Source organism: Streptomyces sp. NPDC006997, assembly GCF_040635175.1.
Classification (GTDB): domain Bacteria; phylum Actinomycetota; class Actinomycetes; order Streptomycetales; family Streptomycetaceae; genus Streptomyces.
Genome location: NZ_JBEYHH010000002.1, coordinates 122810 through 147752 on the forward strand (window position 1 = coordinate 122810; position 24943 = coordinate 147752).

Here is a 24943-nt window from a genome sequence, read left to right on the forward strand (position 1 = left end):
CCGCCCCGGAGGGCGCGTTGAGCGTGGAAGCCGGACCGGTTCCGGCCTACAGAAGCCTGGCCTGGCGTGCTGCGCCGCGAAAGCGCTGTTGAGGATGCTCGGGCTGTTGAGGGCGCCCTTGCCTACATGTAGTAGGCGTAACGGGTGGCGATGCGGGCATTGGGCGGGACGTGCTTGAGGATCGAACCGACTCGGTAAGCGGTGCGCAAGGTGAGGGGGTCACGTTCGTCGAGTTGGGCGTTGTTCCAGTTCATCTTAGTCAGGGCGAGGATGTCCATGCCGGCGGTCAGTAGATCCGTGCCGTGTGTTGCGGGCCGGATCAGCAGTGGCTGGGGGACGTACAGGCCGGGGTAGGTCCGGAAGTACGGCACTGAGCCGCGGGTGTACAGGAGCAGGGAACGAGCGTCCAGCTGGACGCTGGTGCCGCGCAACGGGGGGAGTTGGCCGGTGCGGTACAGGTGTGGGGCGCCGCGCCGCTGAATCCACAGCAGGTCGACATGGTCGATCTCACGCAGGTCGGCGGCTTCGTGGAATCCGTCGACCTCACTGGCGGTGAAGTTCGAGGTCTTGTGAACGACGATGCGTGCGGGCTGGTGGCCGTGGGTGGTGCGGTACTCGGCTAGGGCGTCCAGCAGCAACTGCCGGGCGTCTGAGAGCGTCAGGTGGGGCTGGCGGTCGGTCTTGGAGATCTGCGCGGTTCCGCCGCGGACGACGACGCCGTCGCCGCGTTCGTTGAACACCTGGGCGACGGCCGTGTGCAGCTCGTTTCCACTCGCGCTGCGGTAGAAGCTGACCCCGACGTAGCAGGTGGCCAGGTCGGAGCTGTGACGCTGCATGCGCCAGGGGGTCCCACCGGCCTTGTAGTACAGGGCGGTATGCAGGTTCCAGGCCCGTGTTGCCTCGTCCTGCAGCGGGCGGACGGTTTGACCGTTGGTCTTGGCCGGGATCCCGGTCCAAGTCTCCTTGCGCATCAGTTGCAAGGGGGCCGGCAGCGTTAGCGCGGCGGCCTTGAGCAGGTCGTGGAAATCACCTCCGGCCCCTTGCTCGCCCTGTTCCTCCTGGCGGTCGGTCACGACCTCCTCCGAGGGAAGATGGTCTTCTCTGTCCTGCAGTTCTTCAGGGCGAGCGCAGATGATGACCCGGCAGCGCCCGGTCTCGGCCAGCGACCGGGCGGCGTCGGCGTAGAGCTCGACCGCATCGGCGGTGGCGGAGGCAATGTCGACGCGGGCAAGGCGGCGCAGCTGGCGTTCGGGGATCTCGCGGACGAGGGCGTCGTCGAAGACGAGCTGGGCACCGAACGGGGAGTCGCCGCTGAAACCGGGGAACGGTTGGTGAAGATTCTCCTGCCCGGGCTTCGTCTCCTTCGCTTCGATTGGGTCCTGGCAGCGCTGCAGCCAACTCCGGATGCCGTCGACCGCATGGGCGGGGCCGACCAAGGCGATGGGGATCTGACGGGGTCCGGTAGGGGAGTCGGCGTCGGCCGGTCCGAACACGCTGATGCCGTAGCGGGGATCGATGTGACGGTTTCCGGCGCGGAACTCCAGTTCCGGCTCATGAAGCACTGGTGCTTTCATTGCGGCAGCTCCCACAGTCCCTCGGCCAGCCCGTTCACGCTCGGCTTCGGCGCTGGTTCTTGCGGAATCCAGACGCTTTCGTCGATGGCGGCATCGCAGTCGAGCTGTAGGAGCTGGCCGAATCGGATGCGCTCATCCCGGCTCCTGAACAGGGTGTCATCGCCTTGCAGATAGTCGGCCCAGGCGCGTACGAGCTGGTAGACGGCATTGTTGCGTTCCAGCCGCTTGATCTTCTGGACGTACTCGGCGTCGAACAGGGAGTCGCGGTGACCGTCGATGGTGAAGTGGTAAGTGGGGTTGATCTCCAAGAACCACTGCTCACTCCAGCGGCGGAAGTACAGGCTGGCAGCGTAGTGACGGCAGAAGCTGATCTTGGTCTGGTCGTCCTTGCCGAAATACGGGGTGAAGAAGGTGCGTCCGCGGCTGCCTCGGTAGCGGCCTTTGATCTTCCGGCGGGACCGGTCGGGCGGGGCCTGCATATAGACGACCTTCTTGGTGGGATGCCAGACCAACTCGGGATGGTGGGCGGAGCGCAGCGTGAAGTTCAACAGGGACACGAAGCGCCGCTGCAGGTCGGGGTCCTCGGTGGTCGCCCATTCCTCACTGAGGACGGAGGTGACCGGCCCGTCGCAGAGCACGGCCAGCGGGCCCTCGTCCAGTCGGCACAGCGAGAAGATCCGTCCGGCAGCCAGGACGAAGCCGCTCTCGAACTGGTTCCCGTTCGATCGCATCCGCTCCCAGGCATCGCCGCGGTCACGACAGGGCGTGGACGCCTCGTAGATGAGTGGGGCGAAGCCCTCAACCTTGAGGAGGTTCGAGACCAGCTGTTCGCTTCCTTCGAGCCGCGGCAACGGCTCCCCCACGGGTACGCCCAGGGCCGACAGTCGACTGAAGGCGTCGAGGTCGAAGCGGTCTGCGGCCTTGTCGAACTGAACGACCCGCCGGGCTTTGCGTTCAGGGTCGGCGAACCAGGTGTCGACGCGCTTCCACCATGCTTGTTGGATACGCAGGTCGACGCAGATGAGCACGACTGGTCGCCCCAGCCGAAGCCAGTAGGCGATGTGGTCGGCCTTGCACGTGAACTTGAATCCCGTCGCCGTCTCGCCCCGAAATCCGACTTCTGTGCCTTTCACTTGAGCCAGGACGGCGACACCGGTGACTTCCCGGTCGACATCCACGAACTCGATCTGCCCGTCGACGGCGAAGTCACGTTTGGTGTCGTTCCACACATGGCCGGCATCGGAGACGGCCTTGTCGACGAATGCTTCACCCCGGTACCCAGCCCGCTGCTGGACACTGCGCTTCGGCATCCGATCAGTGCTCCGAGAAACGCACACATGTGTGCTCCGCAGCCCTGCTGAATCTGGGCGGCCGACGGCGCGCTTTGTTGTCCCACCCCATGCAGTGATCCTCCGTCGTTCGCGCGTGGTCCGAGTCAACTCAGGATAAGAGGGACCACTGACAATGACCTGTGCACGTCCTTCGGGAAGAGTGAACCCGGAGGCTGGGTACCTGAACGTTTCGAGGTCCACACGGCAGCGGGGCCTGCTGAATGATCAACCTTTGTTTGGCTTGGGGCGAAGCGGCCGCGGGCGCGGCGACGGCCGAACTCCTCGAGTTCGGCCGTGGTCAAGAGGCGGCACGCAGCGAACACGTCGATCAGATCACGCGGCACTCCGCAGTCGGCGAGAGCGCGGATCTTCGTCCCGATCACGTCCTCCTCCGCGAGGACAAGCCTGTACGGGTTCTGGGGGACGGCCGCCAGAAGATCTCCTTGAGAATGCCGACCTCACGTCCTGCCCGGTGGCTGGGCCGGTTACGGTTAAACGGGCGGCCAGCGGGGCGGTCTCGAGCGCCTGCACCTTCCAGTCCCGGCTTCCAGACCCTACGGAGGGGCTGCGATGGCGGCCGCGGGCGCCGGGTTGTCGGTGGCGACATCGAGGTCCTGGCGGGGGCGGTTTACAAGGTGGTGCGCCCGCACGGTGTATCCGCCAGTGAGGACCAGGGGTGTACGGGGAGCCGAGCGCAGTCACATCCGCCAGCAGCCACGTGTGGAGCCCCGACATGTCCGTCACGAGGCTGCCCGAGTGCGGGAGGCGAGCTCGGGGAAGGTGTCCTCCCAGACAGTGCGCACGGTGCGACCGACGAGTGTGCACAGCATCGGCCACAGCTGGAGGAGCAGGTCCTGGTTGAGATAGAGGGGCAGATCATCGTGCAGGCCCTCGTGTAGGACGGTGCGCTGCAGGCCCATGCGCTGGCGTGGCTTGCTGGGGTCGTACGAAGTCATCCCGGACCAAGCCATGTGCGGCGGCAGCGCCACGCCCCCTGAGTGGGTCCCTGCAGCTCGGCCAGCGACTCCGGTAGGCGCCGCCGCAACTTCTCCCGGTACAACGCGAGATCCTCGGCCTTCGCTCCCGAAGAGCCCTTGGCGCGGATCGGGGCGCTGTGGGCTGGAAGGCAGGACTCCATTGTCGTGGCCGGCCAAGTGGTGCGGATCATGATGTGCGAGCCGGTGTCCGCAGAGAACGCAGTCGAGCTCACGCAGGGGGAGCTGGTCGTGCCAGCCAGTTCCGCCCCAGGAGAGATGGCTAGGTCGTCATGACGCTCGTTTGACGCTCTGGGCGTCCGTACGCAGGACAGCGAGCCGAGAAAAAGGCTTTGACCTGGCCTTTTCCGAGACTAGCTCAGGCCGACATCTTTCCGATGACGTCGCACGTGGAATGCGTGGCGATTTTGGAGCCTGCGCTGAAGGGGCTCTGACCTGCGGTTTTGTAGGTTTCTCAGGCGAGGCCGGGCGCGCTCGACCTGTTCTCCGAAGTACAAGGCGTCAAGCGCGTCGTCTGCTAGCGAACGTTGTTTGACCAGGTGTTCCAGTAGGCGTGCGGGGATGGTGGTGCGGTCTCTGCGTTCCTCGGTACGAGGGAAAGCCGACCACCTCGACGCTCGGTTGACGCTCGTTCTGATGGCTCGTCATTCGAGTGCGGTGCCGGTGCGCTGACGGTGTGAATTCGTCGGCCGCCGCAGTCAGGTATGCGGCGGTCCGTCCTTCGGGTGTGGCTCCTGAAGGACGGATGGCCGGAGTCGATTCGGCGCGTACCGCTCCAGGCGATCAGCAGGTCGGAGTCGGGAGGGACAAGCGTCCGTCGTGGACTTCGGCGATCTGGTCGACGGCGGTCGACGGCCGCGGTTTCGACCCCGCCTTCCCGCTCGTCCCCGACCCGGCGGCCGGCGGCTTCGGTCGGGCTGGCCGCCATGCGCGCCCGCGCCAAGGCCCTCGGCGGCACTCTGACGATCGAGTCCGTCCCTGACCACGGAACTGCCCTGGCCGCCCAGCTGCCCCTCAAGCCGACCGAGACCGAGCCCGAGGCCCGCCCGTGAGCTATGACACTCCCATCCGCCTGCTCCTGGCTGACGACCACCCCGTCGTGCGAGCCGGACTCCGCGCCGTGCTGGAGACCGAGCCCGGTCTCCTCGTCGTGGCCGAGGCAGCCACCGTCGAGGACGCCGTCACTCGCGCCGCCGAAGGCGACATCGACGTCGTGCTGATGGACCTGCAGTTCGGTAAGGGCATGGGCGGCGCCGAGGCCACCGCCCGGCTGCCCCTTGCGTGCTGATCGTCACCACCTACGACTCCGACACCCTGCCCGCGATCGAGGCCGGCGCCACCGGCTACCTCCTCAAGGACGCCTTGCCCGAGGACCTGGCCGCCGCCGTGCGCACGGCCGCCGCCGGACGCACGACACTGGCACCGACCGTCGCGGACCGCCTGATGAACCGGCTGCGCACACCGGGCACCGCCCTGACCCGGCGCGAGACCGAAGTCCTCGTCCTGGTCGCCGACGGCCTGTCCAACCAAGCCGTCGGCGACTGCCTCCACCTGACCGAAGGCTCCGTCAAGTCCCACCTGGCTCGTGTCTACGCCGAACTCGGCGTCGACTCCCGCACCGCAGCGGTCGCCACTGCCACCGACCTCGGCCTCATCCGCCGGTGACCACACCCGCTTTGCGGCGCCCCGTCCCGTCTCATCCGGGGTGAGGGCGTCACCGCCAACCCGGCGGGACGGTAGTCTCCCCGCCCCGCAGGAGCTGCCCCGTGGCCCGAACCGGTCGTCAGACTCTCGGAGGTCCGCTCCAGGGGTGACATCACCGACGCGACGAGTTCCGGCGGGCCAAGGAAAAGATCCTCCACTGAACCCGGGCCCCGAGCCGGACGTGTCCCTGCTCGTGTCCTGCCACCGAAACCGTGCTGACCGTGGTTGCTTGGGAACGTGATCATCGCAGTTCGTACCCGTGTCCTGCCAGCCTCCCAGCGCCGCTCGCTGGACGAACTGAGCCAGGACCTGGACTTGTCGACCGGGGACACCACATCCAAGCGTTCTGCCTTCTGGACCATGCTGACGCTGTCGTCGGTCATCGCGGCCGGCGGAGTGCTCACGGACTCGACGGCCACCGTGATCGGCGCCATGATCATCGCGCCGCTGTCCACACCGATCATGGGCATCGCCCTGGGCTCGGTGCGGCGCCGCCGCACCGGGTCGGCCAGGACCGTACTCCTCGCGTGCCTGTTGGTGATCGCCGTCGGGATGGTGATGTCGGTGGCCCTCCCCAGTGATTACGACCTGCTGTCCAACAGTCAGATCTCGTCGCGTACGTCGCCGGGCCTGATGGACCTGGTCGCCGCCCTGGCTACCGGTTTCGCCGGCGCGGTGGCGCTGGCCCGCCGGGACGTCGCCGCCGTGCTGCCCGGGGTCGCGATCGCCATCTCTCTCGTCCCGCCCCTGGTGGTGGCCGGGGTGTGCCTGGGGCAGCTGTCGGGATGGCTGGCGCTGGGCGCGCTGGTGCTGTTCGTGTCGAACCTGTTCGCCCTGGTCTTCGGGGGCATGGTGGTCTTCGCCTCGCTCGGCTACAGCGTGGAGGCCGACAAGGCTGCCGGACGGCCCGCCCGCAGCGCATACGCCGCCATGGCCTTGCTGTTCGCCGCGGTGACCGTTCCGCTGACGGCCAACACCGTGCTCACGTTCCTGCTCAACGCATGGACCGGCAGCACCAGGGACGTGGCGCAGCAGTGGCTCGCCGAAACCCCTGGCGCGTCCGTCACGAGCGTCGACGTGAATTCCCGGACGATGTACATCCACGTACGCACCCCGCAGGACCTCCCGCCGGTGGAGTCTCTGCTCGACCGGCTCGAGGGACGCATCCCGGACGGCATCCCCGTCGTGGTGGACGCGTCACGTGGTCGGCGCATCGACGCCGGGGTGGTCGGCGACTGAGCGTCGCACGGCGGCTCATCCAGCCGTCCCGGTCCCACGGTGTGAGCGCTTCAGCGCCACCCCGTCCGGCTGCGAGCGAGGTTCACTCCTGGACGCGCGTGCGCTGGCCGCCCTCGCGGAGGCAGAGGGTGCCGGGCCGGTGCCGGGCAGTGATGGTATGCCGCAGAGGGTCTTTCTCCGTCGTCCGGGACTGCGAGGACGTGGTCACACAGCTCGCGGCGGCGTCCCGGGCTCTGGACAAGGCGGGCTTTGCGATCATCGCCACCGGTCTTCAGCATTGCCTGACCGATGCGGACATGGCCGCTTCCGGTGACCGGGAACAGATGCGAGCCCGGCTGGAGAAGCTGTTTCTCTCGCTGGCCTGAGCCGGACAGTCACTGCACATCAAAGGCCGGCCGCCCCTGGGACTCGGCCCGCGTATCGCCAGATCGTTGCAGGGCTTCGGCCCGCGGCGGACGGCGCTGGCAGGCGGGCGCCGTCCGGGCTCGGCGGTGTCGGTGTCCGCGCTGGGCACGGTGTACGAGCTGGCGGAATTCTGGGCGGCGCCGATCTCGGCTCCGCCCTGACCGTGGCGGCCGTAGAAGGCGACCCCTTGCACGGACGGGGCGCTGCCGGCCGTCCATGCGCTGGGGGTGTCGGTTCCGATGTTCGTGCGGCGTTGGGGGAGGTCCGTCTCGATCCGGGCCGCAGGCGCTGCCTTCGAGGCCCGGACCTTCCCGGCGGGTCTGGTGCCTCCGTAGAGCACGTCGGCCCTCGGCGGCGTGCTGTACGTGGCGCTCGGTGCTGCTTACCCGGCCTTCGAGGGCACGCCCACACTGCCGTCGGTGCTGAGCCGTCCGCGTGAGGGTAGGGGGCCGTTGGCCGCACGCCCTGGCAAGCGAAAGGGGGGAGGGGGAGGCTCCGCATCCCTGTCCCTCCCCCTCTCGCGTAACTCAGCGGTTGCGCAGTGCGGCCAGGGTGTTGTGGAGGTCGGCGGTGCGGGGACGGTTGTGGGGGAGTTTGGCGAGCAGGGCGGCCATGCCGCAGGTGTTGGTGAGGGCGGAGAAGACCAGACCGCCCGCGATGCCGGCGGAGAGCAGCTGGAAGGCGGGGTGGACGACGAGTCCGAGCAGCAGGCTGAGCAGCACGATCGCTCCTGCGGTGAGCCTTACCTGCCGTTCCATGCCCCAGGTGGCACGTGAGGCGCCCTGCGGGTGGTGCAGCTCGTGGCCGTCGGCGGCCCAGGCGCCGGTGCCTCCCGAGAGGGTGGCGGTGGTGACGCCGTTCTCCGCGAGGATCCTGCCGGCGTTCTCGGAGCGGGCGCCCGAGGCGCAGACGACCAGGACGTCGCCGTGCTCGGTGGCGTGACGGAAGTCGGGCAGCGCGCGCTGGATCCGGTCGAGGGGGATGTTGAGCGCGCCGGGGAGGTGGCCGCCGGCGTATTCGCCCGGGGTGCGCACGTCGATGACGGTCAGCTCGTGCAGGCGGGTGCGCGCCTCGTCGGTGGCGAGGGCGGTGGGGGTGGTCATGGCTGGAGTCTTCCTTATCTGTCGGAAAGTGGTGTGGACCGAGCGGTGGCGACCGGAAGAAGGGCGGTTCTGGACCGGCGGTGCCAGCTCAGGGACGGCCCCCGGAGATCTGGGCAGGGGCGTGGTGAGGCGGTCGATCGCGGCTTGACGTGAGCACGTCGGGCACGGTGTGGCCGCTAGACGAGGACGTCTACGAGCATGAAGGCAGCCACCGCCAGCAGTACGCCAGCAAAGGTTTTCTGCAAGGTGGTGGCGGAGATCTTCGTCGCGAGCCGTTTGCCGTCCCAGGCGCTGAGGATGGCGGCTCCGGTGAAGGGGCCGATGATCTCCCAGTGGAGCCCGCCAGTGGTGCCTGTGCGAGCGGCGAGCGCGGCCAGGGAGTTCACCGTGATGACCAGCAGGCTGGTGCCCACCGCCCGCCGCATGGCCAGTCCCAGGACGCTCACCAGGGCGGGCACGGCGAGGAATCCCCCACCGACGCCCAGGAAACCCGTCACGGCGCCGAGTCCGGCACCGGCGCCGGCCGCCTTGCCGGGACGGATCCGGTCCGGTGGCTCGGACGCGGACGGGCGGAGCATGCGCAGGGCCGCCAGGGCGGCGATGACCGCGAACGCCGACGTCAGGACGGCTGCGGGCAGGCGTCCGGCGACGGCCCCGGCGAGGAAGGCGGGGACGATGCCCGCCGCGGCGAACAGCGCCCCTGTCTTCCATGCCACGTTCCCGTCCCGGGTGTGGGCGTACAGGGCCGTGACGGAGGTGGCGGTGACGATGATCAGGCTGGCTGTGGTGGCGGCGGCCGGAGTGAAGCCGAGCAGGTAGATCAGCGCCGGCACGGCAAGGACGCTGCCACCGCCGCCGAGGGCTCCGAGAGCGAGACCGATGACGGCCCCGGCGACGAGGGCGAGAACAAGTACGGTCACGCCATCCGGCCGCTGTTCCCGCGTTCGTCGACGACCGGGTGCCCGGCAGCGGCCCACGCGTTCATGCCGCCTTCGACGTCCACCGCCTGCGCTCCGCGCTCGGCGAGGAGCTTCGCCGCTTGCTGGGAGCGGTGTCCGCTGCGGCAGATCACCACCAGCGGTCGCCCCTGCGCCTCGGCCGGCAGGATGCCGTCGGCGACCAGCTTCGTCAGCGGCACGTGGACGGCGCCCGGGGCATGGCCGGCGGTCCATTCGGGCTTCTCACGCACATCCAGCAGGACGGCCTCGGGCTGCTCGCCGCTGGTGCGGCTGCGTGCCTCGTCGACCGTGACGCGGGGCCCGTTTCGGCGAAAGAGGAACATCACACGCTTCCTTCCTTGCGGGGGAACGGTCGGAAATCAGCCGGAGGCCAGGGACAGCCCGGCATCCGTCGCGGCGTCGAAGCCGTCGTCGACGGCGACCACCTCGCGGCCGACCGCGTCCAGCAGGGAGGCGGCGATCGCCGCGCGCATCCCGCCCGCGCAGTGCACCCACACCGTCGTCCCCTCCGGCACCTCGCCGATACGGCCGTGCAGCTCGTGGATCGGGATGTGCACCGAGCCCTCGATGTAGCCGCCCGCACGCTCCGAGTCCCGGCGCACATCCAGCACGACCACCTCGTCGCCGCGCTCGCGCGCCTGGGCGAGGTCGGCGAAGCGGGCCCGCGGGAACGAAGCGAGCTGCTCACCCTCACGGGCCCAGCCGGTCGGGTCGCCGGTGGCGGCGGCGGCCGGGCGGTCGATGCCCACCCGCGCCAGCTCCCGCTGCGCATCGGCGATCTGCTCCGGGGTGTCGGCGAGCAGGGTGACGGGCTTGCCCCATGGGATCAGCCAGGCCAGGTAGGTGGCGAGCTTGCCCTCGCCCTCGAAGTTGAACGATCCGGCCACGTGCCCCTCGGCGAAGGCCACACGGCTGCGCAGGTCCACCACCCACTCGCCCGCGGCCAGCCGGGAGGCGATCTCGCCTGCGTCCGCACGCCTCGGCGGGGTGAGGTCGACGGGTGCGGGGCCCGCGGCGTTGGCCGGACCCATGTGCGCGTAGTAGGCGGGCACGTCCTCCAGCCCGGCAAGCATCCGCTGAACAAAGGTGTCCACGTCCAGGGTCAGCGCGTCGTTGCTGGTGCGTTCCTTGCCGATCGTGGTCGCGTCCCCCTCGGCCTGGGAGGAGGAGCAGAAGCTGCCGAACCCGTGGGTGGGCAGCACCGGCACCTCATCGTCCAGCTCGGCGGCCAGGCGGTGGGCGGAGGCGTACTGAGCCCGGGCCAGCTGCTCGGTCAACCTTGGTTCGACCAGGTCAGGGCGGCCCACCGTGCCGATCAGCAGCGAGCCGCCGGTGAACGCCGCCACGCCACGCCCGTCCTCTTCCAGGACGTAGGAGGTGTGGTGCGGGGTGTGCCCGGGGGTGGCGATCGCCCGCAGCACCAGGCCCTCGTCCACCGTGACGGTGTCGCCGTCGGCGACAGGGGTGCGGTCGAAGGACACCTGTGCCCCGGCCGGCACCAGGTATCGGGCGCCGGTGACGCGGGCCAGCTCCAGGCCGCCGGTGACGTAGTCGTTGTGTAGGTGGGTCTCGGCCACGAAGGCGATACGCACCCCCCGGCGGGCCGCCGCGGCGACGACCTGGTCGATGTCGCGCGGCGGGTCGATGGCCACCGCGGCGCCGGGTCCGCCGGCCAGATAGCTGCGGTTGCCCAGACCCTCGAACTCCAGGGTGTCGACGAAGAACACGGCTCACGACTCCTCTCGGATACTTTACCCCGGGGGGTATTCCATGCTGGGGAATCACCCCGCTCAAGGCATCGCCTCGCACCCTGCGGGTACCCAGCGGGGTATGGGGGAAGCAAGCGTTCCGCACTATCCGGGAGTATCCGTGCCCTACGACCGCACCGTCCGTCTCGACGCCGACTTCGACACGGCCGTTTCCGCCGTACGCAAGGCCCTGGCCGATCAGGGCTTCGGCATCCTCACCGAGATCGACGTCAAGGCCACCCTCAAGGCCAAGCTCGGCCACGACATGGAGGACTACCTGATCCTCGGCGCCTGCAACCCGCCGCTCGCCCACCAGGCACTGGAAGCCGACCGCTCCATCGGCCTGCTCCTGCCCTGCAACGTCGTCGTCCGCCGCGACGGGGACACCACGCTCGTCCAGGCCCTCGACCCGGGCACCATGGTCACCCTCACGGGCCTGGCCGCCCTGGAGCCGGTGGCGGCCGACGCCACAGCCCGGCTTGACGCAGCCCTGAACGCCGTCAGCTGATCTTGCCGCGCCCGGCCGACGGGTGGTCCGCACCGGTCGGCGGGTACGGCGCGCAGGGCGTGGTCGAAGGGGACCGAGCGTCCGTTCCGCCGGTGGGCGGGCGCCGGTCACGCGGGCAGGTCGGCTCCCTCGCCGGCCTTTCGGGGCACGACCCGGACCCGCGGGACGCGGCGGCTCCACCCGAACGCGAGCCGATGACCGGCGGCCCTGACCAGGAGAAGGCCGGTCGCCGTCGCGGTGACAGCCGCCACCGCGCCGGCCGCCCCGAGGCCGAGCCTGGCGCCGAACGTGTCGGTGACCAGGCCGACCACCGGAGCGCCCAGAGGCGCGCCGCCGAGGAGGACCATCATGTACAGCGCCGTGACCCGGCCTCGGAATGTCGGGGCGGTCGAGGTCTGCATGGTGGCGTTGGTGGTGACGTTGACGACCATGGCGAACAGGCCCATGGGGACCAGGAGCAGCGCGAAGCTCCACAGGGTCGGTGCCACGGCGGCCACGGTCCCCAGTGCGCCGAAGGCCAGCGCGGCGAGGAAGGGCAGCCTTCGCCGTGCTCTCTCGTGTCGGGCGGCGAGCAGCGCGCCTGCCAGGGAGCCCGTCGCGACGAGGGTGTTGAAGAGGCTGTAGGCGCCCGCACCGGCATGGAAGACGTCATCGGCGAAGGCGGAGAGGTGGACGGGGAAGTTGAGGGCGAAGGTCCCGAAGAAGCCGACCAGGACGATGGGCCAGACCAGGTCGGGGCGGCCGGCGACGTAACGCAGACCCTCGCGCAGCTGTCCCTTTCCGTTCGGGGCGCGCTCGACCGGGTGCAGTTCGCGGCGCCGCATCAGCATCATGCAGGCCAGGGGTGCGGCGAAGGACACGCCGTTGAGGAGGAACGCCCAACCTGTGCCGAGGCCCGTGATTAGCAGACCCGCGACGGCGGGACCGATCAGCCGGGCGGACTGGAAGTTGGCGGAGTTGAGGCCCACGGCGTTCCGCAGCAGTTCCGGGCCGACCAGTTCGGAGAGGAAGGACTGGCGGGCGGGGTTGTCGAGCACGGTCGCGAGGCCCACGGCGAACGCGGCGGTGTACACATGCCAGACATGGACCCGGCCGGTCAGGGTGAGAACGGCGAGCGCGAGCGCGGTGAGGGCCATGGCCACCTGGGTGGCGACGAGTATGGGGCGCTTGGGCAGGCGGTCGACGAGTACGCCGCCGTACAGGCCGAAGAGCAGCAGGGGCAGGAACTGCAGAGCGGTGGTGACACCGACGGCGGTCGACGAGCCGGTGAGACCGAGGACCAGCCAGTCCTGGGCGATGCGTTGCATCCAGGTGCCGTTGTTGGAGACGACCTGGCCGAGGAAGAAGAGGCGGTAGTTCCGCACCTTCAGCGCGGACAGCAGCGGGGCTCTGGGCGAGAGGGGGCCGTGCGGATCGCGGGTGTCTGATGTGGGGGCGGAACCGGTTCCGGGTTCCGTACTCAATCGGGTTCGCCTCCTGGTCGTCGTCCGATGGGGGCCGACAGGACTTCCGCACCGGTGCGCGGCTCCGGCGCCACCGAGGACACCGACGGTGTCCGCACTTGAACGGGGGCCGACAGCGGCAGGGCCCACCCGTCGGCTGTTGGGTGTCGGCCCGTCATGCCGCGTCGTGCGAGGTCACCGGACGCGCATGCGGTTGCGGTGGTGAAGAGCCGCGGGTCCGGTCACGGCGAGGAGACGCGGCCCGGGGACATCGCGGGCGCCGAGGTCGAGTCGCGGACCACCAGGGTGGGCCGGTGCAGGATGGACTGACCGGTCTCACCGCCGTCACCGTCCATGACCTGGCGCAACCTGGCGAACGCGGTGGCCGCCATCTCCTCCACCGGCTGCCGCACCGTGGTGAGCGCCGGCATGGCCATGCCCGCGAGCATGATGTCGTCGTAGCCGGTGACGGAGACGTCGCTGCCAACCACCAGACCCGCCTCCCTGGCGCCCGCGACGACGCCGAGCGCGCACATGTCGTTGATGGCGACGATCGCGGTCGGGGGACGGGGCGCCGAGAGGATCTCCAGCGCGGCGACACGTCCGAGTTCGGCGGCGTCCCGGTCGTCGAAGTCCACCGTGTCGGCTCCCGACCACACGATGCCGGCCGACCGGGGGAGGCCCGCGGCGTCGAGGGCCTGCCGGAAACCGCTGTAGCGCTCGGCCCGGTTGACACTCCCGATCGAGCCCGACACGAAGGCCAGGCGCGTGTGCCCCAGGGCCAGCAGGTGCTCCGTCGCCAGGCGCATGCCGAGAACGTTGTCGGTCCCGATGTTCACCGCGCGGTGCGGATCACCGGGCTGGGCGGTGCGGTCGAAGGCCACGAGGCCCAGTCCGGCCTCGACGGTGGGCTTCACATGGTCGAGTGAGGGAAGGGACGAGCACAGGACGACCCCGCCGATGCCGTCGCCCCAGAGCTCCTCCACGTAGCGACGCTCCCGTTCCGGGTCTCGCTCGCTGTTGCACAGGAGCATGTAGAAGCCCTCTGCCAGCGCCGCCGCTTCGAGATGCCGGGCGAACGTGCCCCAGAACGGATTGGCCACCGACGGCACGATGAGGCCGAGCATCTGGATCCGGCCGGTGCGCAGCTGCTGGGCGGCGCGGTTGGGGCGATAGCCGAGGCGCCGGATCGCCGACTCCACCCGGGACCGTGTCTCGGGCAGCATCTTGCCGGTCCGGCCGTTGAGCAGGTTGGAGACCGTGCTCGGGGAGACCCCCGCTTCCTGTGCCACCTGGTAGATCGTTACCCCGGCCACTGACCCTCTCCCTGTGAATCGGACACCAAATGTTTCCGCTCTGTTGACAGCCCGTACTGCCGTTCCTAGTCTCGTGCATCGAAACACCAGTAAATCGATGCACTAATCAAAACGCAAGTTCGTCACCTGCTCAGCACGTACCTCTCAGCCGGGAGTCTCCTATGCGCCCACGTACGTCGCCCCTCTCCAGAAGAAGACTCCTCGGACTGGGTGCCGCCACCGCGGCAGGCGCCGCACTGTCCGCCTGCGGCGGTCCCGCACCCCAGAAGGAGGGCGGCGGTGACGCCTCCCTGCGGCTGCTCACCCCGATCTTCGACCGGGCGGACGGGCAGAAGCTGCTCACCTCGCTGCTCGCTGACTTCAAGAAGGATCACCCGGGCGTCAGTGTCCAGGTGGACTACACGGAGTACGGGAAGCTCAACGAGAAGCTCGCCACATCGATCGTGGGGGGACAGCCCTACGACGTCATGCTGATGGGTGTCGGCTGGATCCCGCCCTTCGTCGAGAAGGGTGTGCTCGCCGATCTCGGGACGAGTCAGTCAGAGCTGGAGCGCCTGTACAACCCGCGTGTGGTGCAGCCCGGGATCTACGAGGGCAAGACGTACGCCCGCCCCATCCTGCTCGACACCCGTATGGGTATCTACCGCAAGGACATCCTGGCCGAGGCGGGGATCGACGCGCCGCCGAAGGACCTGACCGAGCTGAAGGAGATGGGCAAGGAACTGACCGTCCGCAAGGGCGGCAAGCTGACGCGGGCCGGCGTGGACATCCTCAGCAACGACCTGCGCCAGACCTACCTTCCCGTCATGTGGGCGCACGGCGCCGACCTGTTCGCCGACGGCAAGCCCGTCTTCGACTCGGACGAGGCCGTGGACGCTCTCCAGTGGATGGTCGACATCATCCGCACGGAGAAGATCGAGGACTACGGCTTCACCCAGAAGGGGGCGGTCGTCGCTCCCCTCGTCCAGGGCCGGGCGGCGATGATGGTCGGGCACAACGACATGTGGCGGCAGGTGTCCGAGAGCGCGCCGGAGCTCATCGCCGAGGACAAGATCGCCGGCTTCATGCTGAACCAGCAGCGTCCGGCGCTGTTCCAGGGCGGCACGCTGGCCACTCTGTCGGCCAAGACGCGGTATCCCGAGCAGGCCAAGGCCCTGGTGGAGTTCCTGTCGGGGGAGAAGGTGTCGCCGCAGGCGGCCGAGCAGCGCGGCAACATTCCCGCGGTCCTCAGCGCGGCGGACTCCGAATACGTGAGGAGCAACAAGCTCGTCTCGTTCGCGGTGGACAACCTGGACCACGCCTTCTCCGAGGGCGGCGTGCCGACCTGGCTGGAGATCCGGGAGGAGTTCAAGCCGGCTCTGGAGAGCGCCCTGCTCGGCAAGTCCAGTCCGGCCGACGCCCTGCGGGGACTGGCCGAGAAGGCCGAGGCCATCATCGCCAAGGGGGCGTGACCCTCGTGCCCAGTCATCCGGCCGCAGAAACGACAAGTCGGCGCCCTTCCGCAGTGCATCGATCTACCAGATCGCCGACGTCGATGCCGCGCAGCGAACGGCCCGGGCGTAAACGGAAGTTCGGACACGAACGACGCCGGGTGGCCCTCCTCCTGCTGGCTCCCTCGGTCATCCATCTCGTGTGGTGGATCGGCCTCCCGGTCCTGGCCACCTTCGCCCTGGCGTTCACCGACTACGACATCCTCGCGGGCACGGTCACCTTCAACGGTCTGGACAACTTCCAGGAGATCTTCGGCGACCCGACCTGGAACTCGTCCATCTGGCACACCGTCGTCTTCACCTTCTTCACCGTGCCGGTGGCCATGGCGATCGCGGTCGTCCTGGCGCTCCTGCTCAACGTGAAGATGCGAGGGTCGGCCTGGTACCGGACGGCGGTCTTCATGCCGCACGTCACCGCGACCGTGGCGATCGCCCTGGTGTGGATGTGGATGTTCGAACCCCGGCTCGGCGTCGTGAACACCATGCTCGGCTGGGTCGGCATCGACGGGCCGGTCTGGCTGGCCGACCCCGACTGGGCGCTCACCGCCGTGATCGTGGTGAGCATCTGGAAGGGCATCGGCATCAAGATGCTCATCTACCTGGCCGCGCTGCAGGCCATGCCGAACGACGTGTACGAGGCGGCGAGGATCGACGGCGCCTCACAGGTGCGGCAGTTCTTCTCCATCACCCTGCCGCTGCTGAAACCGGCGACGTTCTTCGTCCTGGTGGTGTCGATCATCGACTCCTTCCAGGCGTTCGACCAGCTGTACGTGCTGACGCCCGACGGAGGGCCCGGCAACTCGACGACGGTCATGACGTACGAGATCTACCGCACGGCGTTCAAGGAGTTCAACATGGGCGCGGCCTGCGCGCAGAGCGTGGTGCTGTTCGCCTTCCTGCTGGTGCTCATGCTGATCAGCCGACGTCTCACCGGAAAGGAAGAGGATGTCCGCTGAGAAGCTCGCCGCCGCCGGCGCCGCCACCGCGGTGCCTCCGCGCACAGGCAGACCGCTGCTGACCCGGCGACTGCGGCGCGTGGCACTGCACCTGGTGCTCGCCACCGTGTCGCTGGTGATGGCCATCCCCTTTCTGTGGATGATCGTCACCTCGCTCAAGACCGACCCCGACCTGGCCTCCTACCCCCCGGGGCTGCTGCCCCGGATCTGGGACTGGGACAACTACCCCGAGGCCCTCGAGTACGCCCCCTTCGGTACCTACTTCCGCAACAGCCTGTTCATCTCGATCGGGCACACCGCGCTCAACCTGGCGCTGGCCTCCATGGCCGGATACGCGCTGGCCCGTATCCCGTTCCGGGGCAGCACCGTGATCTTCATGGGCGTCCTGGCCACGATGATGATTCCGACGTACACCAAGATCGTGCCCCAGTACCTGATCGCCAAGGGCATCCCGTTCTTCGGCGGTAACGACTACCTGGGCAGGGGCGGCCACGGCTGGCTCGACTCGTGGTGGGGTCTCATCATTCCCGGCGCGCTCACTCCTTTCGCCATCTTCCTCTTCCGGCAGTTCTACCTCTCGCTGCCACGCGAACTGGAGGAGGCCGCACGCATCGACGGCATGGGGGAGTTCGGCATCTACGCACGGGTGATGACACCCCTGGTCAAGCCGGCCATCGCCACCGTCGGCCTGCTCACCTTCGAGAGCAGCTGGAACAACTTCCTCTGGCCGCTGATCATCACGACCGACACCGACCTGCGCGTCATCCAGGTGGGACTGTCCGCCTTCCAGCAGGCCGACCAGAACGCCTGGGCCTACATGATGGCCGGCACAACGCTCGCCACCGTCCCGATGGTGGCGCTGTTCCTGCTCGCCCAGCGGTACTTCGTGCAGGGCTTCGCCAACTCCGGCATCAAATAGCCCTGTCGTCCCGTCCCGACATATCAGATCCGACATATCAGATCCGACGTATCAACCGGAGAACTCCTCATGCCTTTTGACCTCACGGGGCGCCGTGCGCTCGTCACCGGCGCCGGGCACGGCATCGGCGCGGCCGTCGCGCTCGGCCTGGCCCGGGCGGGCGCCGACGTGATCGTTCACCACGGTCACTCCGCCGATGCGGCTCAGCGCGTCGTGGCCGACATCAGTGCGCTCGGACGCAAGTCCACCGCCGTCGCCGCGGACGTCACGGACTCCACCGCCGTCGAGCGCCTGGTCGACGAGAGCGTCACCTTCCTCGGCGGCCTCGACATCGTCGTCGCCAACGCCGGGCATCTCGTCGGACGGGTCCCCGTCTCCGACATGACCGACGAACACTTCCGCAGCGTGATCGACGTCAACCTCGTCTCCGCCTTCCGGACGTGCCGGGCCGCCCTGCCCCACGTGCGGGAAGCCGGGCGCGCGGGACGGATCATCCTCATGGCCTCACAGGCGGCTCACGACGGCGGCGGCCCCGGCGCGACCGCCTACGCGGCGGCCAAGGCCGGAGTGATCGGCTTCGCCAAGGGGCTGGCCAAGGAGATCGGCGGTGCCGGGGTCACGGTCAACGCCCTCGCTCCCGGATACATCGGTGAGACCGCCTTCCACGGCACGTTCACCGCGCCCGAGGCCCGGCGCGGCATCGTCGAGAAGCTGCCCATCGGCCGGGCGGGCACCGTGGAGGACGTCGCGGGCACCGCCGTCTACCTGGCCTCCGACGAGGCCGGATACGTCACCGGTGCCACCTTCGACATCGGTGGCGGCGCATGGCCGCGCTGACCGTTCCGCAGGAGCCCGGCGGGTGGTGGCACGCCTACGTCTGCCCGGCACACGGCGTGGAACTCGACCACGGCGACCTGCTCGGCGGCGCCTTCCCCGCCGGCGGTGCCGCCTGCCGCTACGGCTGCCGCCTGGACACCGACGCCATTCGGGGCGCGTGGACCGTTCTGGCGCACCAGGAGATCGCCCGGTACCTGCGGCACCTGTCCGCCGGCCCGCCCGACGAACGCCACGAGGCCGTGGCGGTGCTGCGCCAGTACGCGGAGCTCTACGCCGGCCTGCCGGTGACACACGCGGGCGGTGACGACTGGATGCTGCGCGGAAGGCTTTTCCACCAGGCGCTGACCGAGGCCATCTGGGCTGTCAACATCGCCCACGCGGCACGCACGCTGGCGGCGGACCCGGAAGGCCCCGGACTGGACGAGCTCGTCCCCTTCCTCGAATCGCTCCGGGAAGCGGCCGGAGCAGCGCGGGGCGAGCTCCTGAGGAAGGGAGAGGCCCGTTCGAACTACACCGCCTGGCTGGCCGCCGCAGAGATCTCCTGCCGCTGTGCCGCCGATCTGATCGCCGGAGAGGAACCCGACGCGATCGGCCTCGCGCAGGAGTACGGACTGGCCGCCCACATGCGGACAGCGGTCCATCGGGACGGCTGGGAGTGGGAGGCAAGCACCTACTACCACCTGTTCGTCCTGCACGCCTACCTGCTCGCGCTGCGCGGCGCCCGCCCGGAGCAACTGCCCGACGACATCGCGGCAGTACTGGGCGCCATGGTCTCGGCGCTTGCGGGCGTCGCCGCTCCGGACGGCACCCTGCCGGCCCTGCACGACGGCCCCTACCGGCGCGAGGCACAGGCGGCCGAGATCAGAGAGGTGGCCGCGCTCGCGGCCCAACTGTTCGCGGGCGCACCGCTGAAGGCCGTCGCCCAGGCTGCCGAACGCGACTCGGCCGCCCCACTCCCCGCGGACCTCGACGGGTGGTTCGCCGGCGTCCCGCTCCCCACGACGTCACCGCGGCACACCTTCCCCGACGCCGGATTCGCGGTCTTCCGGTCCGCGGGCGTCCACGCCCTGCTGGACGCCGGACCGCACGGCGGAGGACACGGGCACCAGGACAAACTGTCGCTCTACCTGTACGCGGACGACGGCACTGCCTGGCAGCCGGACCCCGGCCAGGTCCCGTACGCCCACCGGAAACTGCGTGCGTACTACGCGAGTACGGCGGCCCACCCCACCTTCCGCGTCGACGAGACGGAACAGCGACCCTGCGACGCCGTCCTCGACGGCGACACCGGCCAGTGTGAGCAGGCGTACGACGGAGTCACGGCGACACGCCGCGTCGTCACCGACCGGCGTTACCTGCTCGACATCCTCGTCATCGAGGCGGCCACCGAGCGCCGGCTCACCGCCCAGCTGCGTCCGGGCACCGATCTCGACGTCGTGGCCAAGGGGCCCGACCGGGCCCGCACGGTCTGGGGCGACGGCGAGTCCGCAATCCTGACGGGTTGCCACGCCTCGCGTCCGCAGGCGGAGTTCACCGTCGTCGCCCATCCCGGTCCCGCGGATGATCCGGCGCGGAGCCGGCAGGGTGTCGACTGGTCCCTCACCAGCCGGCGCGCCGTGTTCGTCTCTGTCTACCAGTCCGCCGAGACGTCCCCACCCGTCCGCCGGGTGAGCCTGTCCGAACGGACCGTCCACATCGACCTGGCCGACGGCACCGTCGCCACCCATCCCATCGGAGCGTGAGAACGCATGCTGCTTCTCGAGGGACGACTCGACTCACTGCGCGGCGAGCTGAACGGCACGCACGCCGCCCAGTGGCGGAGACTGCACGAGCAGTGCGACTGGTACCGCCGCCAGAACCCGCCCACGGAACACCCCGAGGCGAGCATCACCTACTTCGGCCCCGCCGCCGCGAACCTGGCGCTCGCCTACCGGCTCACCGGTCAGCGCGGGTATCTGGAAGAGGCGTGGCGCTGGATCTCCACCTGCGTGGCCTTCCCCCACTGGGGCCGCGCCCACATGCCCGACCACGACTTGGACGCGGGCTGGCTGCTGCACGGCCTCTCCCTCGCGTACTCCTGGCTGGGGGAGGACCTGGAGCCGGAGCGGCGTGAGATCCTGCGCGCCAAGCTGGAACTCCAGGGCGAGCGGCTGTACTCCTTCGCCGAGGAGACCACGGGCCGCTGGTGGTCGAGCGCGTACTGGCAGAACCACAACTGGATCTGCTGGACCGGTATCGCCACCGCGGGCTACGCGCTGGGACGCTCCGAGTGGAGCAAGGCCGCCCGGGCCAACCTGGAGACCGTCCTCAGGATGCTCCCCGAGGACGGGTCGGACTCGGAAGGTGTCGTCTACTGGCGGTACGGAGTGCCGTGGCTCGCCATCCACACCGACCTCGTCCAGCACCAGGAGCGGTCCGATCTGTGGTCGGTCGGCGGTTTCCTGCGCAACACCACGCGCTGGCGCCTGCACCAGAGCGCGCCAGGCTTCGAGGAGAACATCGACCACGGCGACTGCCACGACCGGCGCAGCGGCCACAGCGTCGCCCTCTACTACCGCCTGGCCTCCGCCTACCAGGACGGCACGGCGCAGTGGCTGGGGAACCTCGTCGCGGAGCGTCACTTCTGGCGCGAGGCGTACGAGTCGGGTGTACGTCCCGGTGTCATGCCCGAAGCCTTCCTCGAATTGCTCTGGTACGACCCGCGGGTGACACCCGCGGCACCGGACCGGGAGCCCGGCACCGCGTACTTCCCGGATCTGGGGCAGATCACCGCGCGCACCGGCTGGGACAGCGCCGCGACCTGCGTCAGCTTCAAGGCCGCCCCCGGTGGCGGCCACCGCGCCTGGGACGAAGGGCACCGGCTGAAGGCCGCGGGCGGCTGGGACGCCATGAGCGCGGGCCACCACCACCCCGACGCCGGCGCCTTCGTCCTCCACTCGCACGGCGCCTTCCTCGCGGTGGACGAGGGCTACAGCAACCACAAGCGGGCAGCTCACCACAACCTGGTCCTGGTCGACGGAGAGGGCTGGGCGGACGAGGGCCGCTACCACGTGTACGAGGGGATACCCGAGGAGCGCCGGGCGCGTGTGCGTGACGTGCTCGCCCAGGACGGATTCGCCCACGCCACGGCGGAGTCCGCGGCGATGTTCTCCGAACGGCTGGGTGTACAGCGCGTCGACCGCACGCTGGTGGTGACGCCTCTGGGGCGCGTGGTCATCCTGGACGAGCTTGAGGCCGAGGGACCGCGCGAGTGGACGTATCTGCTGCACTCCGACTGGCCCACGACACAACTGGACCCCGACGGCTGGCGACTGGAGTCCGGGCCGGCGAGCGCACGGCTCACCCGGCTGCTGCCCACGGACGCGACGGCCACGCGTCACCGCACTGTGGTGGAGGCGAACCCGACCTCCAGCACCCCCAGTCTCAAGGTCAGCAAAGCCATGCACACCCTGCGCCTCACCACACCCAGGGCCCGCACGGCCACCTTCCTGACCGTCCTCGACAGCACGGGTTCGCTGGATCCGCGGCCGGACCCGGCCGTACTCCTGGCCTCGGACCAGGGCCACGCGGTGTCCGTCGGCCAGGGGGACGAGAAGGAACTGGTCCTCCTCGCTCCCCGCGCGCGGGTCATCGAGACGGGCCGGGTGAGCGCCGACGCGGCGGCGATCGTCCTCTCCGGCACACGCGTCGCCGCCGTACGGGCACGCCGCGTCGACATCGACGGCGCCGTGGCGCTCCGGTCCGACGAGCCGTTCACCGGCGTACTGCCCACCGAGACCACCGGCGCGTAGGGAGCACACCATGAAGGGCTGGGAGCGAGGTGCACTGCGCGCCATGGAGTTCGTCGCACAGCCGGCACTCGCGGGAGCGGCGTTCTGCCTGCTGGCACTCGGCGTCGTCACCTGGCTCCCGGCCCTGGCCGCCGCGGCGATCGCGTTGCAGGACTGGCGCCGGGACGGCGGTGGCCGACCGTTCACCGGGACTCTGCGTGCCTTTCCGCGCTGCTGGCGCGCCCTGTGGAAGGACGCACTCGCAGCCAGCTCGCTGATCGCCGTCCTGGCGACGAACTGCCTCTTCCTGCTGGGCCGGGGAAGTGCGACCGCATGGGTCCTGCTCCCCGTCCAGTTCGCCCTGCTGGCCGCCCTGGCGGTCTACGCGCTGTCGCTCGCCGCCGCAGCCGCGGTCGGCACCGACGACGGGTTCCGCCGCCGCGCGGCCGTCCTCGCCTTCGCCTCGCCGCGACGCGGCCTGGTTCTGCTACTGGCCCTGCTGCTGGTGCCGCCGGCGATGCTGCCCGTTCCCCTCGGCCCCCTGCTGCTCGGGCCCACCGTTCCCCTCCTCCTGGCTCTGTCCCTGCACGCACCCCTGAACCCGAGGAAACCAGCATGAGACTCATCCGGTACATCGCTTCTGCGGCTGCCCTCTTAGCCGTCACAGGGACGTCCGCGCCCGTGGCATCCGCCGCCGAGCCCCGGGGCGGACACGACATCTACGTCTCACCGCGCGGCAGCGACACCAACCCCGGGACCCGGCAGGCTCCCTTCGCAGGTATCCAGCGGGCCCTGGATGTGGCCGGCCCCGGATCGACCGTGCACCTGGCACCGGGACGCTACCTGCAGGACTTCGTCAGCCGGAGTCCCGGCGTCACCCTCACCGGGCCCCCGTCCGCCGTGGTCCAGGGATCCGGTGAGGGCCGGGCCGTCGGGGAGATCCAGCACGACCGCGTCCGGCTGACAGGTTTCACCATCGACGGTCTGGTCGGCGACGCCACCGAGAAGTCCGACTACCGCAAGAAGCTGCTGTATGTCATGGGCCTGACACCAGGAGACGGTGTCGACGGCCTGCGCATCACCCGTATGACCTTCCGCAACGCCGGCGAGGAGTGCGTACGGCTGCGCTACCTCGTCACCGGCGCCGAGGTCGCCCACAACCGGATCACCGGATGCGGGGTATGGGACTTCCGCTTCGCCGACGGCGGCAAGGTCGGGGAGGGCATCTACCTCGGCACGGCCCCCGAGCAGCAAGGGCTCAACGGCGCCCCGGACGACCGGCCGGACGTCAGCCGGGACAACTGGATCCACCACAACAGGATCGACACCCAGGGCAACGAGTGCGTGGACATCAAGGAGAACTCCACCGCGAACCTCGTCGAACGCAACGACTGCACGGGCCAGCGCGACCCCAACTCCGCGGGCCTGGACGCACGCGGCAGCGGCAACACGTTCCGCGCCAACCGCTCGTACGGCAACGCCGGCGCCGGAGTCCGGGTCGGCGGCGACACCCCCACGGACGGCACCGGCAACACCATCGAGGGCAACGTCCTCCTCTCCAACGCTGCGGGGGGCATCAAGTTCGAGGCCACCCCGCAGGGCCGGGTGTGCGGAAACACCCTGGCCGGCAACACCGGCGGCGACGCGACGGGCACGTACGGCAACGAGTACGAACCGTCGCGTCCCTGCTGACCGCAGAAGAAGACACCCGACACACCAGACAGTAAGGAAGCAGCAGACATGAGCCGCACCCGCAAGCGCACTCTCGCCACCACCGGCGTGGCCGCACTCTCCGCCCTGGCCGCCCTGACCCTCCCGCTCACCACCGCCGGCACCGCCACCGCGGCCGCCCCCTGCGACTACCCCGCCCAGCAGCTCAACCTGACCAACTGGAAGGTCACCCTGCCGACCGGCTCCAGCGGCTCGCCCACCGAGGTCAAGCAGCCCGCTCTCGCGACCTTCTCGTCCAGCCCCTGGTTCACCGTGAACTCCAAGTGCACCGGCGTCCAGTTCCGGTCGGCGGTCAACGCCGTCACGACACCCAACTCCAGCTACGGGCGCGCCGAGCTGCGCGAGATGACCGACAACGGAACCAAGAACGCCTCCTGGTCGGCCACCTCCGGCACCCACACCATGACCTTCCGGGAGGCGTTCAACAAGCTGCCCAACGACAAGCCGCACGTCGTCGGCGCGCAGATCCACGACGGCGACGACGACGTCACCGTCTTCCGTCTGGAAGGCACCAGCCTCTACATCACCAAGGGCGACACCACCCACCACAAGCTGGTGACCAGCAACTACCAGCTGAACACGGTCTTCGAAGGCAAGTTCGTCGTCAGCGGCGGCCAGATCAAGGTCTACTACAACGGCGTCCTCCAGACCACGATCCCGCACACCGCGTCCGGCAACTACTTCAAGGCCGGCGGCTACACCCAGGCCAACTGCGGCAACTCCTCCCCGTGCAGCAGCTCCAACTACGGGCAGGTGAGCATCTACAAGCTCCAGGTCACCCACACCTGAGAGACGAGGCGGTGCCGGGCCTCGGACTAGGAGGCCCGGCACCTCCCGGCACAGTACAACGAGCGGACTCAGCATCCCGCGCCGCCTGCCGGCTGCTGGACGCCCCTCCGAGGAGCAGGTGCTCCCG

The 24943-nt window shown here is 69.5% G+C and carries 19 protein-coding genes and 5 pseudogenes; 14 read left to right on the plus strand and 10 right to left on the minus strand.

The window, feature by feature from the left end; translation table 11 throughout:
* Positions 1–122 precede the first annotated feature (122 nt).
* From ABZ659_RS02205 to ABZ659_RS02220, 4 genes and pseudogenes are all read right to left on the minus strand, one after another.
* On the minus strand, positions 123–1574 hold the full coding sequence (locus ABZ659_RS02205) for a hypothetical protein (protein WP_360212475.1): 1452 nt from the start codon (positions 1572–1574) through the stop codon (positions 123–125).
* Positions 1571–2884, minus strand: coding sequence for a DUF4365 domain-containing protein (locus ABZ659_RS02210; protein ID WP_360212477.1), 1314 nt, complete (start codon positions 2882–2884; stop codon positions 1571–1573). The genes ABZ659_RS02205 and ABZ659_RS02210 overlap by 4 nt, the downstream gene beginning before the upstream one ends.
* A 269-nt stretch (positions 2885–3153) precedes the next feature.
* A pseudogene (locus ABZ659_RS02215) lies at positions 3154–3649 on the minus strand (hypothetical protein); the annotation flags it as partial.
* A pseudogene (locus ABZ659_RS02220) lies at positions 3646–4043 on the minus strand (hypothetical protein). The pseudogenes ABZ659_RS02220 and ABZ659_RS02215, both read right to left, overlap by 4 nt.
* Before the next feature lie 707 nt (positions 4044–4750).
* On the opposite strand from ABZ659_RS02220, the pseudogene ABZ659_RS02225 reads away from it, so the two are divergent.
* The 4 genes and pseudogenes from ABZ659_RS02225 to ABZ659_RS02240 form a co-directional block, all read left to right on the plus strand.
* A pseudogene (locus ABZ659_RS02225) lies at positions 4751–4952 on the plus strand (sensor histidine kinase); the annotation flags it as partial.
* Positions 4949–5565, plus strand: a pseudogene (locus ABZ659_RS02230) (response regulator transcription factor). The pseudogenes ABZ659_RS02225 and ABZ659_RS02230, both read left to right, overlap by 4 nt.
* A gap of 354 nt (positions 5566–5919) precedes the next feature.
* The gene (locus ABZ659_RS02235) at positions 5920–6843 is read left to right on the plus strand and encodes a TIGR00341 family protein (protein ID WP_360212479.1); all 924 of its coding nucleotides are present in this window, start codon (positions 5920–5922) and stop codon (positions 6841–6843) included.
* A 185-nt stretch (positions 6844–7028) separates the two neighbouring features.
* A pseudogene (locus ABZ659_RS02240) lies at positions 7029–7208 on the plus strand (metal-sensitive transcriptional regulator); the annotation flags it as partial.
* 567 nt (positions 7209–7775) lie between these two features.
* Here the strand turns inward: ABZ659_RS02240 and ABZ659_RS02245 are convergent.
* From ABZ659_RS02245 to ABZ659_RS02260, 4 genes are all read right to left on the minus strand, one after another.
* Positions 7776–8351, minus strand: coding sequence for a rhodanese-like domain-containing protein (locus ABZ659_RS02245; RefSeq protein WP_360212481.1), 576 nt, complete (start codon positions 8349–8351; stop codon positions 7776–7778).
* Between the two features lie 176 nt (positions 8352–8527).
* Positions 8528–9271 (minus strand): sulfite exporter TauE/SafE family protein, encoded by a 744-nt coding sequence (locus ABZ659_RS02250; RefSeq protein WP_360212483.1) that lies wholly within the window; start codon positions 9269–9271, stop codon positions 8528–8530.
* Positions 9268–9633 carry a rhodanese-like domain-containing protein gene (locus ABZ659_RS02255; RefSeq protein ID WP_360212485.1) on the minus strand — a complete coding sequence of 122 codons (366 nt, stop codon included), beginning with the start codon at positions 9631–9633 and terminating at the stop codon, positions 9268–9270. The genes ABZ659_RS02250 and ABZ659_RS02255 overlap by 4 nt, the downstream gene beginning before the upstream one ends.
* Positions 9634–9669: 36 nt before the next feature.
* Positions 9670–11037 carry an MBL fold metallo-hydrolase gene (locus ABZ659_RS02260; protein WP_360212487.1) on the minus strand — a complete coding sequence of 456 codons (1368 nt, stop codon included), beginning with the start codon at positions 11035–11037 and terminating at the stop codon, positions 9670–9672.
* Between the two features lie 142 nt (positions 11038–11179).
* Here ABZ659_RS02260 and ABZ659_RS02265 point away from each other — a divergent pair, with 142 nt between their 5' ends.
* On the plus strand, positions 11180–11566 hold the full coding sequence (locus tag ABZ659_RS02265) for a DUF302 domain-containing protein (RefSeq protein WP_360212489.1): 387 nt from the start codon (positions 11180–11182) through the stop codon (positions 11564–11566).
* Between the two features lie 107 nt (positions 11567–11673).
* Here ABZ659_RS02265 and ABZ659_RS02270 read toward each other — a convergent pair whose 3' ends face one another.
* Together ABZ659_RS02270 and ABZ659_RS02275 are read right to left on the minus strand one after the other, a co-directional pair.
* Entirely contained in the window at positions 11674–13029 is a 1356-nt protein-coding gene (locus ABZ659_RS02270; RefSeq protein WP_360212491.1) for an MFS transporter, read from the minus strand.
* A gap of 221 nt (positions 13030–13250) precedes the next feature.
* On the minus strand, positions 13251–14300 hold the full coding sequence (locus ABZ659_RS02275) for a LacI family DNA-binding transcriptional regulator (protein WP_360212493.1): 1050 nt from the start codon (positions 14298–14300) through the stop codon (positions 13251–13253).
* Positions 14301–14485: 185 nt separating this feature from the next.
* On the opposite strand from ABZ659_RS02275, the gene ABZ659_RS02280 reads away from it, so the two are divergent.
* The 9 genes from ABZ659_RS02280 (at position 14486) to ABZ659_RS02320 (ending at position 24816) form a co-directional block, all read left to right on the plus strand.
* Positions 14486–15775: an ABC transporter substrate-binding protein gene (locus tag ABZ659_RS02280; protein ID WP_360212495.1), complete on the plus strand. Its 1290-nt coding sequence runs from the start codon at positions 14486–14488 to the stop codon at positions 15773–15775.
* Positions 15776–15915: 140 nt separating this feature from the next.
* Positions 15916–16770 carry a sugar ABC transporter permease gene (locus ABZ659_RS02285; protein WP_360212497.1) on the plus strand — a complete coding sequence of 285 codons (855 nt, stop codon included), beginning with the start codon at positions 15916–15918 and terminating at the stop codon, positions 16768–16770.
* Entirely contained in the window at positions 16760–17689 is a 930-nt protein-coding gene (locus tag ABZ659_RS02290; protein ID WP_258039668.1) for a carbohydrate ABC transporter permease, read from the plus strand. The genes ABZ659_RS02285 and ABZ659_RS02290 overlap by 11 nt, the downstream gene beginning before the upstream one ends.
* Before the next feature lie 69 nt (positions 17690–17758).
* Positions 17759–18526 (plus strand): SDR family oxidoreductase, encoded by a 768-nt coding sequence (locus tag ABZ659_RS02295; protein ID WP_103542779.1) that lies wholly within the window; start codon positions 17759–17761, stop codon positions 18524–18526.
* Positions 18514–20268, plus strand: a complete 1755-nt coding sequence (locus tag ABZ659_RS02300; RefSeq protein WP_360212500.1) for a heparinase II/III family protein — start codon at positions 18514–18516, stop codon at positions 20266–20268. The genes ABZ659_RS02295 and ABZ659_RS02300 overlap by 13 nt, the downstream gene beginning before the upstream one ends.
* Before the next feature lie 6 nt (positions 20269–20274).
* Complete coding sequence (locus ABZ659_RS02305; protein WP_360212501.1) at positions 20275–22317, plus strand: heparinase II/III family protein; 2043 nt, start codon at positions 20275–20277, stop codon at positions 22315–22317.
* A 10-nt stretch (positions 22318–22327) separates the two neighbouring features.
* On the plus strand, positions 22328–22915 hold the full coding sequence (locus ABZ659_RS02310; RefSeq protein ID WP_360212503.1) for a hypothetical protein: 588 nt from the start codon (positions 22328–22330) through the stop codon (positions 22913–22915).
* A 62-nt stretch (positions 22916–22977) separates the two neighbouring features.
* A complete protein-coding gene (locus ABZ659_RS02315) occupies positions 22978–23988 on the plus strand; it encodes a DUF1565 domain-containing protein (RefSeq protein WP_360212505.1) in 1011 nt (336 codons plus the stop codon).
* Between the two features lie 48 nt (positions 23989–24036).
* The gene (locus ABZ659_RS02320; protein ID WP_360212507.1) at positions 24037–24816 is read left to right on the plus strand and encodes a polysaccharide lyase family 7 protein; all 780 of its coding nucleotides are present in this window, start codon (positions 24037–24039) and stop codon (positions 24814–24816) included.
* The last annotated feature ends 127 nt before the right edge of the window (positions 24817–24943 follow it).

Bases quoted from the DNA above. Each gene is read 5' to 3' on its own strand.
- ABZ659_RS02205 (WP_360212475.1), bottom strand. From the start codon at position 1,574: ATGAAAGCACCAGTGCTTCATGAGCCGGAACTGGAGTTCCGCGCCGGA.
- ABZ659_RS02210 (WP_360212477.1), bottom strand. From the start codon at position 2,884: ATGCCGAAGCGCAGTGTCCAGCAGCGGGCTGGGTACCGGGGTGAAGCA.
- ABZ659_RS02245 (WP_360212481.1), bottom strand. From the start codon at position 8,351: ATGACCACCCCCACCGCCCTCGCCACCGACGAGGCGCGCACCCGCCTG.
- ABZ659_RS02255 (WP_360212485.1), bottom strand. From the start codon at position 9,633: ATGTTCCTCTTTCGCCGAAACGGGCCCCGCGTCACGGTCGACGAGGCA.
- ABZ659_RS02280 (WP_360212495.1), top strand. From the start codon at position 14,486: ATGCGCCCACGTACGTCGCCCCTCTCCAGAAGAAGACTCCTCGGACTG.
- ABZ659_RS02290 (WP_258039668.1), top strand. From the start codon at position 16,760: ATGTCCGCTGAGAAGCTCGCCGCCGCCGGCGCCGCCACCGCGGTGCCT.
- ABZ659_RS02295 (WP_103542779.1), top strand. From the start codon at position 17,759: ATGCCTTTTGACCTCACGGGGCGCCGTGCGCTCGTCACCGGCGCCGGG.
- ABZ659_RS02300 (WP_360212500.1), top strand. From the start codon at position 18,514: ATGGCCGCGCTGACCGTTCCGCAGGAGCCCGGCGGGTGGTGGCACGCC.
- ABZ659_RS02305 (WP_360212501.1), top strand. From the start codon at position 20,275: ATGCTGCTTCTCGAGGGACGACTCGACTCACTGCGCGGCGAGCTGAAC.
- ABZ659_RS02310 (WP_360212503.1), top strand. From the start codon at position 22,328: ATGAAGGGCTGGGAGCGAGGTGCACTGCGCGCCATGGAGTTCGTCGCA.
- ABZ659_RS02320 (WP_360212507.1), top strand. From the start codon at position 24,037: ATGAGCCGCACCCGCAAGCGCACTCTCGCCACCACCGGCGTGGCCGCA.